Annotated in this window: 16 protein-coding genes; 3 read left to right on the top strand and 13 right to left on the bottom strand. The window is 66.1% G+C overall.

What is annotated here, in order from left to right; genetic code table 11:
• Positions 1-58: 58 nt before the first annotated feature.
• From B9Y97_RS01410 to B9Y97_RS01385, 6 genes are all read right to left on the bottom strand, one after another.
• Entirely contained in the window at positions 59-2,734 is a 2,676-nt protein-coding gene (locus B9Y97_RS01410) for an ATP-binding protein (protein WP_085525082.1), read from the bottom strand.
• The gene (locus tag B9Y97_RS01405) at positions 2,731-3,057 is read right to left on the bottom strand and encodes a hypothetical protein (protein ID WP_176224264.1); all 327 of its coding nucleotides are present in this window, start codon (positions 3,055-3,057) and stop codon (positions 2,731-2,733) included. Before B9Y97_RS01405 ends, B9Y97_RS01410 begins: the two co-directional genes overlap by 4 nt.
• Before the next feature lie 3 nt (positions 3,058-3,060).
• A complete protein-coding gene (locus B9Y97_RS01400) occupies positions 3,061-3,432 on the bottom strand; it encodes a response regulator transcription factor (protein ID WP_085525081.1) in 372 nt (123 codons plus the stop codon).
• 64 nt (positions 3,433-3,496) lie between these two features.
• Positions 3,497-4,294, bottom strand: coding sequence for a CPBP family intramembrane glutamic endopeptidase (locus B9Y97_RS01395; RefSeq protein ID WP_085525080.1), 798 nt, complete (start codon positions 4,292-4,294; stop codon positions 3,497-3,499).
• Between the two features lie 172 nt (positions 4,295-4,466).
• Complete coding sequence (locus tag B9Y97_RS01390) at positions 4,467-5,318, bottom strand: Rossmann-fold NAD(P)-binding domain-containing protein (RefSeq protein ID WP_085525079.1); 852 nt, start codon at positions 5,316-5,318, stop codon at positions 4,467-4,469.
• A gap of 10 nt (positions 5,319-5,328) precedes the next feature.
• Complete coding sequence (locus B9Y97_RS01385) at positions 5,329-5,955, bottom strand: DnaJ domain-containing protein (protein WP_085525078.1); 627 nt, start codon at positions 5,953-5,955, stop codon at positions 5,329-5,331.
• Between the two features lie 74 nt (positions 5,956-6,029).
• Here B9Y97_RS01385 and B9Y97_RS01380 point away from each other — a divergent pair, with 74 nt between their 5' ends.
• Positions 6,030-6,287 carry a BolA family protein gene (locus B9Y97_RS01380; RefSeq protein WP_085525077.1) on the top strand — a complete coding sequence of 86 codons (258 nt, stop codon included), beginning with the start codon at positions 6,030-6,032 and terminating at the stop codon, positions 6,285-6,287.
• A gap of 81 nt (positions 6,288-6,368) precedes the next feature.
• On the opposite strand, the gene B9Y97_RS01375 is transcribed toward B9Y97_RS01380, so the two are convergent.
• Together B9Y97_RS01375 and B9Y97_RS01370 are read right to left on the bottom strand one after the other, a co-directional pair.
• Complete coding sequence (locus B9Y97_RS01375) at positions 6,369-6,773, bottom strand: DUF4177 domain-containing protein (RefSeq protein ID WP_085525076.1); 405 nt, start codon at positions 6,771-6,773, stop codon at positions 6,369-6,371.
• 148 nt (positions 6,774-6,921) lie between these two features.
• Positions 6,922-7,395, bottom strand: a complete 474-nt coding sequence (locus B9Y97_RS01370) for a thioesterase family protein (RefSeq protein WP_085525075.1) — start codon at positions 7,393-7,395, stop codon at positions 6,922-6,924.
• 196 nt (positions 7,396-7,591) lie between these two features.
• Between B9Y97_RS01370 and B9Y97_RS01365 the strand changes: the two genes are divergently transcribed.
• Positions 7,592-8,104, top strand: a complete 513-nt coding sequence (locus B9Y97_RS01365; protein WP_085525074.1) for a cell wall hydrolase — start codon at positions 7,592-7,594, stop codon at positions 8,102-8,104.
• A gap of 215 nt (positions 8,105-8,319) precedes the next feature.
• Here B9Y97_RS01365 and B9Y97_RS01360 read toward each other — a convergent pair whose 3' ends face one another.
• The gene (locus B9Y97_RS01360; RefSeq protein WP_254900821.1) at positions 8,320-8,532 is read right to left on the bottom strand and encodes a hypothetical protein; all 213 of its coding nucleotides are present in this window, start codon (positions 8,530-8,532) and stop codon (positions 8,320-8,322) included.
• Positions 8,533-8,611: 79 nt separating this feature from the next.
• On the opposite strand from B9Y97_RS01360, the gene B9Y97_RS01355 reads away from it, so the two are divergent.
• Positions 8,612-9,007 carry a helix-turn-helix transcriptional regulator gene (locus B9Y97_RS01355; RefSeq protein WP_085525073.1) on the top strand — a complete coding sequence of 132 codons (396 nt, stop codon included), beginning with the start codon at positions 8,612-8,614 and terminating at the stop codon, positions 9,005-9,007.
• Positions 9,008-9,124: 117 nt separating this feature from the next.
• Here B9Y97_RS01355 and B9Y97_RS01350 read toward each other — a convergent pair whose 3' ends face one another.
• The 4 genes from B9Y97_RS01350 to gatB all read right to left on the bottom strand — a co-directional run bounded on the left by B9Y97_RS01350 (position 9,125) and on the right by gatB (position 14,219).
• On the bottom strand, positions 9,125-9,613 hold the full coding sequence (locus B9Y97_RS01350) for an SRPBCC domain-containing protein (protein ID WP_085525072.1): 489 nt from the start codon (positions 9,611-9,613) through the stop codon (positions 9,125-9,127).
• 3 nt (positions 9,614-9,616) lie between these two features.
• On the bottom strand, positions 9,617-9,955 hold the full coding sequence (locus tag B9Y97_RS01345; protein WP_085525071.1) for an ArsR/SmtB family transcription factor: 339 nt from the start codon (positions 9,953-9,955) through the stop codon (positions 9,617-9,619).
• A gap of 107 nt (positions 9,956-10,062) precedes the next feature.
• The gene (locus B9Y97_RS01340) at positions 10,063-12,426 is read right to left on the bottom strand and encodes a Hint domain-containing protein (RefSeq protein WP_085525070.1); all 2,364 of its coding nucleotides are present in this window, start codon (positions 12,424-12,426) and stop codon (positions 10,063-10,065) included.
• A gap of 278 nt (positions 12,427-12,704) precedes the next feature.
• Entirely contained in the window at positions 12,705-14,219 is a 1,515-nt protein-coding gene (gene gatB, locus B9Y97_RS01335; protein WP_085525069.1) for an Asp-tRNA(Asn)/Glu-tRNA(Gln) amidotransferase subunit GatB, read from the bottom strand.
• Positions 14,220-14,387: the final 168 nt, after the last annotated feature.

The following is a 14,387-nucleotide window of genomic DNA, read 5'->3' as shown; positions in this document are numbered from 1 at the left end:
AGCAAGATGTGGCAGCACAAGGTTTACAAAGCGTTGAGATGGTCGCGGAACGCGGAGATCACCCCGCCGCAAGCGGGAGCGTGACGCGGAAGGCCGCGCCGCCCTGGCCGGGCAGGTAGGCGATGGTGCCGCCGAGCTTGTTCATGATCTCGCGGCTGATTGCGAGCCCGAGCCCGGCACCTCCCGCCTTCTGCTGATCGGTCAGGCGCGAGAATTTCTCGAAGATCATCGCTTCGGCATCGGCCGGGATTCCGGCCCCGTTGTCGATGAAATCGATCACCAACCCGGACTCCTGCTTGCTCACCCAGATCGTCAGCCTGGGTTTGGCGGCGTCGCAATACTTGCGGGCATTGGCGATGATGTTGATGAAAACCTGCGACAGACGGTCGGTGTCGGTTTCGAGGGTGACATCCTCGCGCGCGCGGTCTCGGCGGATATCGAGCGGGCGTCCGTCGGTGGCACTTCTGGCCGCCGCCACGGCGCGATCAAGCACCGCGCCAAGCGTGGCACTCTGGACGTTGAGCGTCACCTGGCCGGCTTCGAGCACCGCCAGGTCGAGCAGGTCATCGAGCAGGCGGGTCAGGCGGATCGCTTCGTCTTCGATGATGCTCGCGTAATGGTGCTGCGCCGGGCCGTCGACGGCCCCGTCGCGCAGGATCTCGGAGAAGGCCCGGATCGAGGTCATCGGTGTGCGCAACTCGTGACTGATCTGGCTCAGGAAGGCGTCTTTCTGGATCGAAAGCTGGGTCAGCTTCTCGTTGGCCTCCTGCAACTGGCGTGCGGTCCGGCTCAACTCCTCGGATTTTGCCTCGAGCTGGGAGGAGTATTCCAGCATCTGCTGGGTTTCGTCCGCGACCGCCATCAGGTCTTTCACCGAAACCGCCGCGCCGCCGGCGATCTGGCCGACCATGGCATGGGCGGTGGCCGCGCCGACCGAGCCGGAGAGCTCGCGTTCGAGGCGTTCGAGAAACTCCGGCGTGGTGTCGGGCAGGTAGCCCGATTTGCCCTGCGCCGCTGCCTGTGCGCGAAACAGCGCCTGGGCCTGCGCCCCGCCCATGATCCGCTGTGCCATGATCAGCAGGTCCTCGGCCTCGGCGACCCCGCTGGCCCAGCCGCGGCGGGCCTTGCTGTGCTCGAAGACATTGACGAACTGCGCGCCTTGCAGCCGTTCGAGGGGCGTCGGGAAGGAGACCAGGGAGAAGGTGAAGAACAGCGCGGAATTGATCACCAGCGACCAGACCAGCGCATGCACCACCGGCGCCATGCCTTCGATCCCGAAAAACGCCTGCGGCCGGAGCCAGCCGATCCCCCATGGCCCCGTGGCCATCATCTCCGGCGCAAACAGCGCGGTGCCGAAGGACGGCAGGAACAGCGCATAGGCCCAGATCGCGAACCCCGCGATCAGCCCCGCCGCCGCGCCCACCCGGGTCGCGCCGCGCCAGAACAGCCCGCCCAGCATCGCCGGCAGAACCTGCACGATGCCGACGAAGGAGATCAGCCCGATTGCCGCAAGGGCCTCGCCGCCGCCGGAAAAACGGTAGTAAAGGTAGCCAAAGGCCAGAACCACGCCGATGGAGACCCGGCGGGCGATCAGCACGATGTTGCGCACGTCGCCCGAAACCGAGGCACCGCCTTGCCGAAACGAAAGCCAGAGCGGCATCACGATGTGGTTCGAGACCATCGTCGAGAGCGCGATTGCGGCCACGATCACCATCGAGGTCGCGGAGGAAAACCCGCCGAGAAAAGCCAGCATGGCCAAGCCGTTATGCCCTTCGGCCAGCGGTAGTGTCAGCACGAAGAGGTCGGGGTTCGAGCCCTCCGGCAGACGCGCCAGACCGACCACGGCGATCGGCACCACGAACAGGCTCATCAGGAACAGATAGAGCGGAAACGCCCAGGAGGCGGTCGCGAGCTGGTTTTCATCGACGTTTTCCACCACCAGCACCTGGAACATTCGCGGCAGGGTGAGGAAGGCGGCGGCGGAAAGGAAGGTGAGCGCCGCCCAGCGCCCGCCGTCAAGCTGCCATTCGGCGATCGGCGAGGCATCGATCATGCGAGCCACGTTGGCAGCCCCGCCCGACAGGCCCCAGACCACGAAGATGCCCACCGCGAGCAGCGCCACCAGCTTCACCACCGCTTCCACCGCGATCGCCGTCACCACCCCGTGGTGGCGTTCGTTGACGTCGAGGTTGCGGGTGCCGAACATCACCGTGAACACCGCGAGCCCCGCCGCCACCCAGAGTGCGGTGGCCGGGGCGTCGGAGGTCACCAGGCCGGTGCCGGAATCTTCGGCCGAGAACACCGCCAGCGAGAGCGTGACCGACTGGAGCTGGAGCGCGATATAGGGCGTGGTGCCGACCACCGCCAGCGTGGTGACGATGACGCCGAGCAGGTTCGACTTGCCGTAGCGCGACGAGATCAGGTCGGCCACCGAGGTTATCCGCTGCGCCCGGCCGATCCGCACCAGCTTGCGCAGGATCCACCACCAGCCCACCATCACCAGCGTCGGGCCGAGGTAGATGGTGACGAATTCGAGCCCCGAGCGCGCGGCGTAGCCGACCGCGCCGTAGAAGGTCCAGGCGGTGCAGTAGATCGACAGCGAGAGCGTGTAGACGATCGGCGAGCGCAGCCAGGCGCCGCGTCCGGCGCGGGCCCACTTGTCGGCCCCGAAGGCGACGAGAAACAGGAAGGCCACGTAGACGAGGCTGACCGAGATCAGGACATTGGAATTCATCGCGGCCCCGGTGCCGGGCCACCGCCGGTCTTGTCGTCCTCCGCTGTCGCCCCGGTCTCGGGTTCCAGGGGGTCGGAGCCGACACCGCCCGGCGCGCGGGCCAGGGCGCGGACGAGGACAAAGGCGAAGAAGATGAGGCCGAACCAGACGACGAAGAGATAGAACCCGCCCAGCGCGGTCGAGCGCGGCGCGGTGCCGCTCCCGAGCAGCGGCAGCAGGAACAGCAGCGCCCCGGCCATCGGCACCAGCCGCATCGCGTCGATCAGGCGGCGCCGGCGATAGGTCTCGCGGCCAAGAAAGATCGGTTCGCGCGGCCCGACCAAGGCTCAGGCCCCCGCTGTGATCTCGCCCAGAACGGCGAGCAACTCGGCATTGGAGAAGGGCTTGGTCATGAACCTTGTGACGCCGAGCGCATCAGCCATCTCGCGGTCTTTCTTCTGGCCGCGGGCAGTAAGCATGAGCACCGGCAGGGCCGCGAAATCCGGGTCGGCGCGCAGTTCCTTGAGGATGTCGTAGCCCGAACGGCCGGGCAACATCACGTCGAGGAGAATGGCGTCTGGCCGCACCGCGCGCACCGCGTCCACCGCGGTTTCGCCATTGGCATGCACGGTCACGTCCCAGCCATCGCGGCTGAGGATGAAATTGATCGCCTCGATGATGTTCGGCTCGTCTTCGACGATCACAACGCGTTTTGCCATGGGTTCCCCTTCGGCCCCTCCCCCGGGCCGTGTTGGCAGACTATCCCCAATGCAGGGCGCCGAGTCAAAGCCTCAGACGCGCCGCGCCGTCGCGCAGCACCACGGCGACGACGACGACGGCTTGTGCCGCAAGGAGGATGAGCGCGGGCGTGTCGGCACCGATCACCGGGAACATCCAGTGCGAAAGGTTGAACATGGTGTGAAACACCAGCACCGCCAGAACAGATCGCCCGGTATGGTTCCAGACCCAGGTGAAGAGCACGGAAATCATCAGCACCGAAGCGAAGAGCCCCCAGAACGGGCGGCCGTAGTAGGGCCCGGCCTCGTTGGGAAAATGGAACAGCGGCACGTGCCACAGCGCCCAGACCGTGCCCACCACGAGGCTTGCCCCGAGGGCTCCGAACCGGTCCTGCATCGGGTCGAGCAGGGTGCCGCGCCAGCCGAACTCCTCCTGCAGCGGGCCGCCCAGAAACAGGATCACGATGAAGGCGACCGGGATCATCGCGGGGTTCGACATCGCCTCGCTCGGGGCGATCCGCGATCCGGCGAGCGATCCGGCCAGAAGCGCGCCACCGATCAGCGCGGGAAACAGAATCAACACGATGAGCCACCAGCGCCACCCGATGCGAAACCGCAGGCCCATCCGCAGCAAGTCGAGCACGCCGCGCGGGCCCCCGCGCAGGAGCGCCACCGCCACCGCGCCGATCAGCGGCCCCCAGGGCGCGGGGGTGCCGGAGGCAGCGAGATCGGCGAGAACCTTGGGCAGGTCGTGGCCGTGATGCGCAAGCACCGGCAAGGCCCAGAAACCCCAGCTCCAGCCGAAGGTGATCGCGAGAAACAAGGCGACATGGGACGCACGCATGACGCAACAGCCTCCGGTTTTCCCCTGTCGGGGCGGTGATGACGACAGCGCGGCAAAGGCGGTGTCGACGCCGGGCTCTCCGGTGCGAGTCTATCGCCCCAGGCAATGAAAGGGGAGGGGAGGCGACCAAAACATCTGGCCGGTGCGTGACCGGGTGACGTTCAGGCGGAGATCACGTGCTGCGTGCCGGCCCAGCGAGCGCCCTCAGCGCGCCCTTGTTGCGTGCGGCCCAATCGTCCAGCGTTTCCAGCGGCCGGCCGAGAACCGTCTCGGCATCGCCCGTTCCTGCCTCGGCCCGGCCGAAACGCGGCAGGAAATGCAGGAGCAGCATCACCCCGATCATGGCCCAGCCCATGCCCTGTTTGCGGGCATGGCGGATGTAGCCGGGCAGGCTGGCGGGGACGTAGCGAAACCCGGTGCCGGCAACGGCGTTCACGGTGGCGAGCGCCCCGGCGAAATCCAGCTTGTGCCCGCTTGCCACCGTCACCGCGTCGCGGCCGGTCGCGCCGGTGAGCGCGGCGGCGATCACTTCCGCGATATCGCGCGCCGAAACCCAGTCGAGCCCCAACCGGCCCGCGGGCAGGTAGACCCGGCCCGTGCGTTTCAGCTCCGGTGCCAGCGTGGTGACGAGGTTTTCCATGAAATAGGCCGGGCGCACGAAGCACCGGGCAAAACCCATGTCGCGGATCACGCGCTCGATCTTGGCATGCGGCAGGTAGCCCCGGCTCTCGGCTCCTTGCACCGAAAGAAACACGATCCGGGTTTCGCGGGCGTGCGGGTCGAGGAAGCGGCGGAACGGGGCGGGGTCGGCGATCTGCGGCGGGCGCATCAGGAAGATCGCATCGAAGCGGCGGTCCGGGCCGGTTCCGGTGGCCAGATCGACGGCGACGGGGATCACGTCGTCGGGCAGTTGCGCGGATGCCGGATCGCGCACCCCGGCAAAGACACGGTGCCCTGACCCGGCGAGCGCGGCAAGCACCGCGCAGCCGACGTTGCCGGTCGCGCCGGTGATCAGGATGTCCATGCTGCGCGCCTTACTTGAAGTTCCGGCTTTCCTTGATCTGGTCCCATGCCCAGACCACCTGCTGGAGCTGTTCTTCCTGGCTCCGGTCGCCGCCGTTCATATCGGGGTGCAGCACCTTGATCAGCGCCTTGTAGGCCTTGCGCACCTCGGCTTTCGACCAATGGTCCTTGGCTTCGAGAATGTCGATCGCGCGGCGCTCGGTGGGCGGCAGCTTGCGGGTTCCGGTGACCGATTTGCCGGGGTTTCGGGTGGCGTTCTCGCCAAGAACCTGGTGCGGATCATCGACCCCGAGGCGCGACCATGCCCGTTCCTCGGCATTGCGCTTGAAGGCCTTGGTCTCGCGTTCCCAGACCCGGTCCTTCTGCGCCTGTTCTTCGAGTTCTTCCTCGGTCGCGCCCTGGAAGAAGTTCCATTTCAGGTTGTATTCGCGCACATGGTCCTTGCAGAACCACTTGTACTCGTCGAGTTCGTCGGGACTCTTGGGCGCACGGTATTGGCCAAGCTCGGTGCAGCCCGGGTGTTCGCAGACGCGCTGCGACGTTTCGAAGGCACCTGACATCCCCCTCTTCCCGCGCGTCTTTTTCTTCTTCGACGCGGAAACGGAGATGTCGAAGGCAAAGGGATCGAACTTGTCCATGAAACCACTCTTTTCGACTCGGACCCGGGAGTTTAGACGATTTGGCGAAGGTTTGAAGAGGCAGGAGCACAAAAATGTCGAAGCAGGAGGAAATCCGCGTGGCGCTGGAGGCGGCCTTCGCCCCGCGCGCGCTTGAAGTGATCAACGAGAGCCACCGCCATGCGGGCCACGCAGGCCATGACGGAACCGGCGAAAGCCACTACCGGGTGCGCATCGCGGCGGAGGTTTTCAAGGACATGTCGCGCCTCGCGCGCCACCGCGCCGTGCACGCGGCGCTGGGCAAGGATCTGGTGGACGGGATCCACGCGCTGGCGCTGGAGATCACCGACTAGACCGGGGCCTCAGACCGAGGCCGGCGCGGAGAACTTGACGTCGATCACCGCGAGCAGCGTGGGATCGTGGGGCGCGCTGGCCTATTCGGCGGCGACGTCGCCGCGCCGGTCGGCGGCGAACAGCGAGGTACGGCCGTTCCGGGCGACGGGCGTATCGGTGCTGGCGGACAGCCTTGGCGGCTGCGGGGCCGCGCCGGCGTCATCGGTTCCGGCGGGCAGGACGGCCGCGGTTTCGGCGTCCGTCGCGCTTTCTGCCTCCGCCACCCGGCGGAAGATCAGCATGTTCTGGAACACCGTGCTGCGCCCGGTCAGCCCGTGGCGCTCCTCGGCGGGCAGGGTATCGGTGCGCTGGTATTCCCAGCCTTCCGCCGCCATCTCGTTGATCACCGCGCCAAGGGCGTTGGCGAAGCGGTCGGCGGGAGTTTTGAGCCCCTTGGCTTTCTGGCCCCGGGTCGGTGCCGGCACCACCTTGTATTCGTATGTCATCACGCATCCCTCCCTGTCACCGCGCGACGGTATCCGATTCGCACCGGGTCTGTCCAAGCCGGGAGCGATCATCCGCCCGGGCCTGTGGCGTTTTCGCCCGGCGGCGCAAGGGCTTGCGCGGTCAGCGGGCGCGAACACCATATCTATACTAGGCCCGCGGGATGCCGATCGAACGCCCGGCCCCCTCCGGCTTGTCCGGCAAGCGGTGGTCGCGGGCGAAGGCGTCCATCGCGGCGGCGATGTCGGGCGGAAAGGGGGCCACGCGCGGGCCCGAGGTGTCGATATGCAGCGCCAGCGTTTCGCCGGTCGCGGCGATCCACCCGTCCTCGTGATGGATCTCCTGCCAGGCGTGAAAGCGTTTCGCGTCATGGTCGAGGATCCAGGAATGCACCCGCACCCGGTCGCCGAGGTGCAATTCGCGCAGGTAGCGGATGTGAAACTCGGCGGTATAGGTGGTGAAGCCCCGCGTCCGGGCATAACTCGCGCCAAGACCGACGATCTCGTAGAACTCGTCGCCCGCCCGGTCGAACAGCATGGTATAGAAAGCCATGTTCATGTGGCCGTTGTAGTCGATCCAGCCGGGCTCGACCGTCATCACCGAGGAGATATGCGGGGTGGACATGCGGGACGTTTCCTTTCGGTCGCCATGCTAGGGCAGGGCGGGCCTGATGCAAAGGCGCTGTTGTGCCGGTCGCGCCGCGCGATCCGCGCCAAATCGCTGGAATCATGGAGTTCGTGGCGACGGCGCGGACATGCTTGATCGCGGGCGAGGCGACCGGGTACGATGTCCGCAAGAACAGACAAAGGCAAGAACCGACATGCGAAACGCGAAGCTGCCGACATTGATCGCGCTGGCAGCGCTGGCAGGGCTCGCGGGCTGTGGCAAATGGCGCGGCGACGAGGAGGTTGGCTCCCGGCAGCACGAGTGCATGGCCCGCGCGATGTATTTCGAGAGCAACCGCTCGAGCCGCGACGGGATGGTCGCGGTCGGCTCGGTGGTGATGAACCGGGTGGCTTCGCCGCAGTTTCCCGACACGATCTGCGCCGTGGTGGGCCAGAAGGGCCAGTTCGCGCCGGGGATCATGTCGACGCCGATGACGGAACCGGCTTCGCTGGCCCGTGTTGCCGACGCCGCCGCGTCGGTTCTGGACGGCGAACGCCACCCCCACGTCGGCAACGCGCGGTTTTTCCACGCGCTCCATTACAACGCCAATTACAACAACATGCACTACACCACCTCGGCCGGCGGTAACGCGTTCTATGAGAAGCGCGACCCGAACCGGGTGACCCAGCCGGACCCCCTGCCGAACACGGAAGGCGGGACGGGGTAGGGCGGGCTGCTTGCGGACAATCGCTCAAGGACGCACGGTCTCCATGCGGGGCAAAGCCGTCTTCGCCGGGCGACATCGGACCGGCTGCTGTCAAGAATTCATCGACAAATGCGAGGAGCCGTTCCTGTTCTGCAACAAGGGGATTCTTTGCCCTGCCGCTGAGGCGGCAATCAGGATGTTCAGCCGCTTCAGCCTTGGTGCTTCTCTTTTCGCGCTCATGCCGGCACATGATCCGCAAGCCAGTTCAGGACCGCTCGCGTCGTCTGCTCGGCCAGGATTTGCCAGTTACGGTCGAGATTTCGATACCAGTTGATGCCGCCGGTGAACCCGGTCTTTTCGAACGAGGCGGTGAACACGGCCAGTTCGTCTTCGGTCATCACCGGCTCACCCATCGGGCGCTCCGCCTTGGCAAGGTTGATCATCATCATGCCGGGTTCGGGTGGCGCGGGCGGCACGTTCTTGCGGAACAGATTACACCGTTGACGGCGCAGAAATTACACCACGTCCGTGGACGCTACCTTGCCGTCAGACAAGGTGCGCGATCTGCGCCGCTTCCTCGAATGCCTTTGGGTCGGACCATTGGCACCTCGGGTCGACATATCTGACCTCGGACAGATGGACCCCGCGCTTTTACCTGCGTTTGAACCCGCCTTTTTGGACCGCCGGCACCTGCGGTTCAGCTACCGTGACGCGAAAGGCTTTGAGACCGAGCGACACGTCGAGCCACAGGCCACGCTGATCTTGCCGCCGCTCTGGTACCTGGTCGCCTGGGACCGGACGCGCGAAGGTTTGCGGCATTTTCGAATGGACCGGATCAGCGCACCGGAGTGTCTGGAGGGAACATCGTTCAGCCGCCGGCATGTGCAATTCACGGATGACGTGCGCCCAATTCGATACGCATAGTTGATCTTCGCACGAGCGGCGGCATCCGGGATACTGGGCTCGAAACCTCCGTTCGCAGCGAATGGCACCAAGGCCCGGCAGGGGCGCGAACGCGCCGGATACCTGAAGGTGCCTGTCTCAGGGCGCGAACGCGGATGCGTCGAGGTTTTCGAGGTTGGCGTAGCTTGCTTCCATGCCGTCGGCCATGCCGGTCTCAAGCATCGATTTGCGGGTTTCGGAATCCGGCAACGACATGCGCATCACCATTCGCGTGCCCGACCCATCAGGTTTGAAACGGGTGTCTATCCGGTTGTCTGGCGTCGGGTCCGGCATCAGCATCCGTTCCACATGGACGATCCGCGCGCCGGGTTCGAGGCTGATGTATTCGCCAACAATCGCAAAGCCGGTGCCCGCGCCATCGCTGTACTCATGGCGGAAGGCACCGCCGGGGCGGACGTCCATCTCGCAAACCGGCATGTCCCAGCCCGGCGGGCCGAGCATCCATTGCCGCACCAATGCGGGGTCCGTATGCGCCCGGTAGACCTCGGCCGGAGGCGCGTTGAAGCGACGGGTAACGATGAGGTCTGTTTCGCCGTCGAGTTCGATCGTGAGCGGGGCATTGGTCACGGGTCACTCCTTCTTGTCAGGGGGGGTGCGATCAGGGGTATCGGCGAGCAGCGCATCGAGCCGGTCATAATTCGCCTCGAGGCCGCGCCGCAGGAGCCCGAGCCAGGCCTCGATCTCTTCGAGCGCGCCCGCGGCCAGCCGACAGGGCCGACGGGGGCCGTCGATCCGTCGTGTCACCAGGCCGGCCTCTTCAAGCACCTTGAGGTGATGTGAGATCGCCGGTTGGCTCATCGCGAAAGGCCGGGCGATCTCGCCGACGGTGGCTTCGCCCAAGGCCAGTCGCGCGATGATTGCGCGACGAGTCGGGTCGGCCAGGGCAGCGAAGGCAAGATCGGGGGTCATACCGGGATTCCATATTTCAGTCACTAGTTATATAAACTAATGCTTAAATAAAGGCAAGGCGCATCCCGGCAATGCGTCGCGCTCGCCGAATCCGGTCGAAGCCGTGCTCAGATCGCGGACAGAATGTGGCTTTCGTGGGCGCGCAGGCACCTGCGCGCCGTGCGGCGATTGCATCCGGGATCGCTGCGCAGCTCGGGAAACAGCGTGAAAAGCTCCTCGCGCGCGGGGGCCGCCAGCGCGCTCAGCCCGACGGTCCCGGGGTGGAAACTCTCCGACGGGCGGCCCTCGGCCCACACGATCTCGTGGTTGTCGAACATCAGGTGGACATACTCGACCTGAGGCTGGGCGCGCTGCACGATGGTGGTGCCATTGACCAGGTGCCTGGCCGGGATCAGCACCTCGGGGCTGTCGAAATACAGGTTGGCCGCGGCCGAGCGGTGCAGCATCCGGTGCTGAGGAGAGACCAGCAGCGCGCGGGCATTCTCCAGAGCGCCCGCGGCGATGCGCACCGGCGCGAGATTGCCCCGCCCCGGCACGCGGTGCCGGCCCGTCCAGCGCAGCACCTGCACGCCGTGGTCGAGCGTCACCACTTCATCACCGGGGCGCAGGTCCTCGATCGGGCGCTGGCCGCGCGGGGTCAGGATGCGGGTGCCGACAGTAAAACAGATGACGACGTTTTCGATGTGGGAGAACGTGAAGGTGCTTCCGTCGGACAGGGTGGCGTATCCCGACACTTCGCCGGGCTCGGTGCCGGTATAGGTGATATCGTCCGCGTCCAGGCCGCGCAGAATCATTGTGTCCTGGCCCGCGCCGCCATCCAGAATCGTGCCGCCGCCGGACGGGTCTGAGAGGTCGACCGAGATCGTGTCGTTGCCGTCGCCGCCGAAGAGGGCACCCGTGCCGGTGCCCGAATAGATGCTGTCGTCGCCGGCACCTGCGTCGATCTTGTCCCAGCCATCCCCGACCGTGAGCGTGTCGTCGCCCTTGCCGCCGTAGGCCCCGGCATAGCCGTCGCCCGCATCGCCCACCGAAACCGTGTCGTTGTCGTCGCCGCCATCGACAAAGGTGGTGCCGTCGCCCGCCGTCACCGTGTCGCCGCACGCGCCCGCGTCGATCTTGTCCCAGCTGTCCCCGGCCGTGAGCGTGTCGTCGCCCTTGCCGGTGTTCAGTTCGGCGAAATCGTCGGCATCGGCATCGCCGATCGTGACCTTGTCGTTGTCGTCGCCGGTCCCGGCAAAGCTCCAGCCGTGCCCTGCCGACAGGGTGTCATTGCCCGAGCCGGTGTCGATCTTGCCATATCCTGACGGGTCGGCATCGCCGAGGCTCACCGAGTCGTCGTCCTTGCCGGTGTAGACCTCGCTCCAGTTGTCGCCGGCGGTGAGGGTGTCGGAACCGTCGCCGGTCACGATCACGGACGCACCGTTGGGGTCGGCATCGCCGGTGGAGACGACATCGTTCCCCGAGCCGCTGTCGATCCTGTCCCAGCCATCGCCGGCGGTCAGCGTGTCGTTGTCATTGCCGGTGTGGATCTCGCCGTATTGCGCCGTGTCGGCGTTGCCGATCTCGACATGGTCGTTGCCGTCGCCGGTGGTGACATGGCTCCAGCCGTCGCCTGCAGTCACGGTGTCGGCACCCGTGGACGTGTCGATCTTCGCGGATTCGCCCGCATTGGCATTGCCGATCGACAGGCTGTCGTCGTCCTTGCCGGTGTAGACCTCGCTCCAGCCGTCGCCGGCATGGATCGTGTCGGCACCGTCGCCGGTCTCGATCCGGCTCCCGTCGTTGCCGATGTTGAGCAGGTCGTCGCCCGCGCCGGTGTCGATCTTGTTCCAGTCGTCGCCCGCCACGATGCTGTCGTCGTCCTTGCCCGAATAGATCGCGTTGTAGGAGCCGGCATCGCCGTCGCCGGTGGCAATCACGTCCGCTCCGTCGCCCGTCTCGATCATCTCCCAGCCATCGCCGGCGCGGACCTCGTCGTTGCCGCTCGACGTGTCGATCCTGGACCAGTTGCTGTTGTCGGCTGTGCCCACGGTGATCCGGTCGTCGCCCTTGCCGGCATGGACGCCCTCGTGGAAATCGCCGGCGGCGATGTCGTCGTTGCCGTCGGTGCCGATGATGGGAACGTCCCAGCCGCCGTCGGTGCCGTCGCCGAGGGCGGTGGCGGTGTCGTAGGAGGTGTCTTCAGGCACGTCGCGCACCTGAACCGTCACCTCCACGGTTTCAGAGCGGTCGCCTGCGGTGATCATCACCCGGACGTCATAGGCATTGTCGCCATCGGCATCGGCCGGGCTTTCGTGGTCGGGGGCGGAGATGAAACGCAAGGTTCCGTCCGGCTCGATCGTGAAGCAGTCGGCATCCGCGCCGCCCACGATGGCATAGGAGGCGGTGGTGCCGCCGACGTCGAGGGTGGTATTGACCGATCCCGCTACATCTGTGCCTTCGACGGTACGTAGCGTGGCGGATCTGGTCATGGTGAGTCTCGGCAGTTCGGAGTCGGAACCGGGTGGCGGCACCCTCGGCCCGGTGCCGATCCTGTCATGGCGGGGTAAAGCATTCGTTTATTCGAGATGACCCGAAAACCTTGACGATAGAATGGCGGAAATGAACGAAATTCTTGAAGAACCTCCCCTTTTTGCCTGACCTGACATGGATTTGGCGGATCGGGGAGATGCCTTCCGATGCCCGCGGCAGCCTGCCGTTCCCGGCCCGGGTCATGCGGTGTGGCAAGAGGCGGCCTCGCCGTGGCTCGCTACAGCCCCAGTTTCTGCTTCACCAGCGCGTCGACGGCCTGCGGGTTGGCCTTGCCGCCGGTCGCCTTCATCACCTGGCCGACAAACCAGCCGGCGAGCTTGGGGTTGGCGCGGGCCTTCTCCACCTGCGCCGGGTTCTCGGCGATCACCGCGTCCACCGCCGCTTCGATCGCGCCGGTGTCGGTGACTTGCTTCATGCCCCGCGCCGCGACGATCTCGGCCGGATCGCCGCCCTCGGTATAGACGATCTCGAACAGGTCCTTGGCGATCTTGCCCGAAATGTCGCCGTTCTGGATCAGCGCGATGATGCCGCCGAGCTGGTCGGGGCCAACCGGGCTTTCGGTGATGTCGTGGCCTTCCTTCTTGAGCCGGCCGAACAGCTCGTTGATCACCCAGTTGGCGGCGAGCTTGCCGTCGCGCCCTTCGGCGACCTTCTCGAAGTAATGCGCAGCCTCCAGATCCGCCGTGAGCACACCCGCGTCGTATTCCGACAGGCCGAAATCCTTCACGAAGCGGGCCTTCTTCTCGTCAGGCAGTTCCGGCAGGCCCGCCTTGATCGCGTCGACCCAGTCCTGCTCGATCTCCAGCGGCAGGAGGTCGGGGCAGGGGAAGTAGCGGTAATCATGCGCTTCTTCCTTGGAGCGCATCGAGCGGGTTTCGCCCTTGTCGGGGTCGTAGAGCCGGGTTTCCTGCACCACCGTGCCGCCGTCTTCGAGAATGGCGATCTGGCGGCGGGCCTCGAAGTCGATCGCGGCCTGGATGAACCTGAGCGAGTTCATGTTCTTGATCTCGCAGCGGGTGCCGAGGTGGCCGAAATCCTGGGTTTCCATGTAGCGCTCATAGGCGCCGGGGCGGCAGACGCTCACGTTGACGTCGGCCCTGAGCGAGCCTTCCTGCATGTTGCCGTCGCAGGTGCCGAGGTAGCGCATGATCTGGCGCAGCTTCTGGACGTAGGCCGCGGCTTCTTCCGGGCCGCGAATGTCGGGGCGGCTCACGATCTCCATCAGTGCCACGCCGGTGCGGTTGAGATCGACGAACGACATGTTGGGGTCCATGTCGTGGATGCTTTTGCCTGCGTCCTGTTCGAGGTGGATGCGTTCGATGCGCACCCGGCGGGCCACGCCCGGCCCCATGTCGACGATCACTTCGCCCTCGCCAACGATCGGGTGGTAGAGCTGGCTGATCTGGTAGCCCTGCGGCAGATCGGGGTAGAAGTAGTTCTTGCGGTCGAAGGCCGACCACAGGTTGATCTCGGCGCGCAGGCCCAGCCCGGTGCGCACCGCCTGTTCGACGCAGAATGCGTTGATCACCGGCAGCATTCCCGGCATCGCGGCATCGACGAAGGCGACGTTGGAATTGGGCTCGGCCCCGAACCGGGTGGAGGCACCTGAGAACAGCTTGGCATTGGACGTAACCTGCGCATGCACCTCCATGCCGATCACCAGTTCCCAATCTTCCTTCGCGCCGGCGATTCGGGCGGGTTTGGGCGCTTCGAAGGCGAGATGGTCGAGCATGGCGCGCTCCCTTGAGTTTGGCGTTCCGAGGCGTTCTAGGGCAGGGCCGGGGACGGGGCAAGGCCCTGCCATGGGCAGAACCCCGCCGAAAACGCCGCCGCGCGCCCTGCGGGCTTGCGCGAAACGGCGGTTTGGGGCTCTGCCACGGCAACCGAAACGACCACGGAC

This window comes from Maritimibacter sp. HL-12 (genome assembly GCF_900177545.1).
Classification (GTDB): domain Bacteria; phylum Pseudomonadota; class Alphaproteobacteria; order Rhodobacterales; family Rhodobacteraceae; genus Sinisalibacter.
This window is presented reverse-complemented; position numbering and strand designations above follow the sequence as displayed.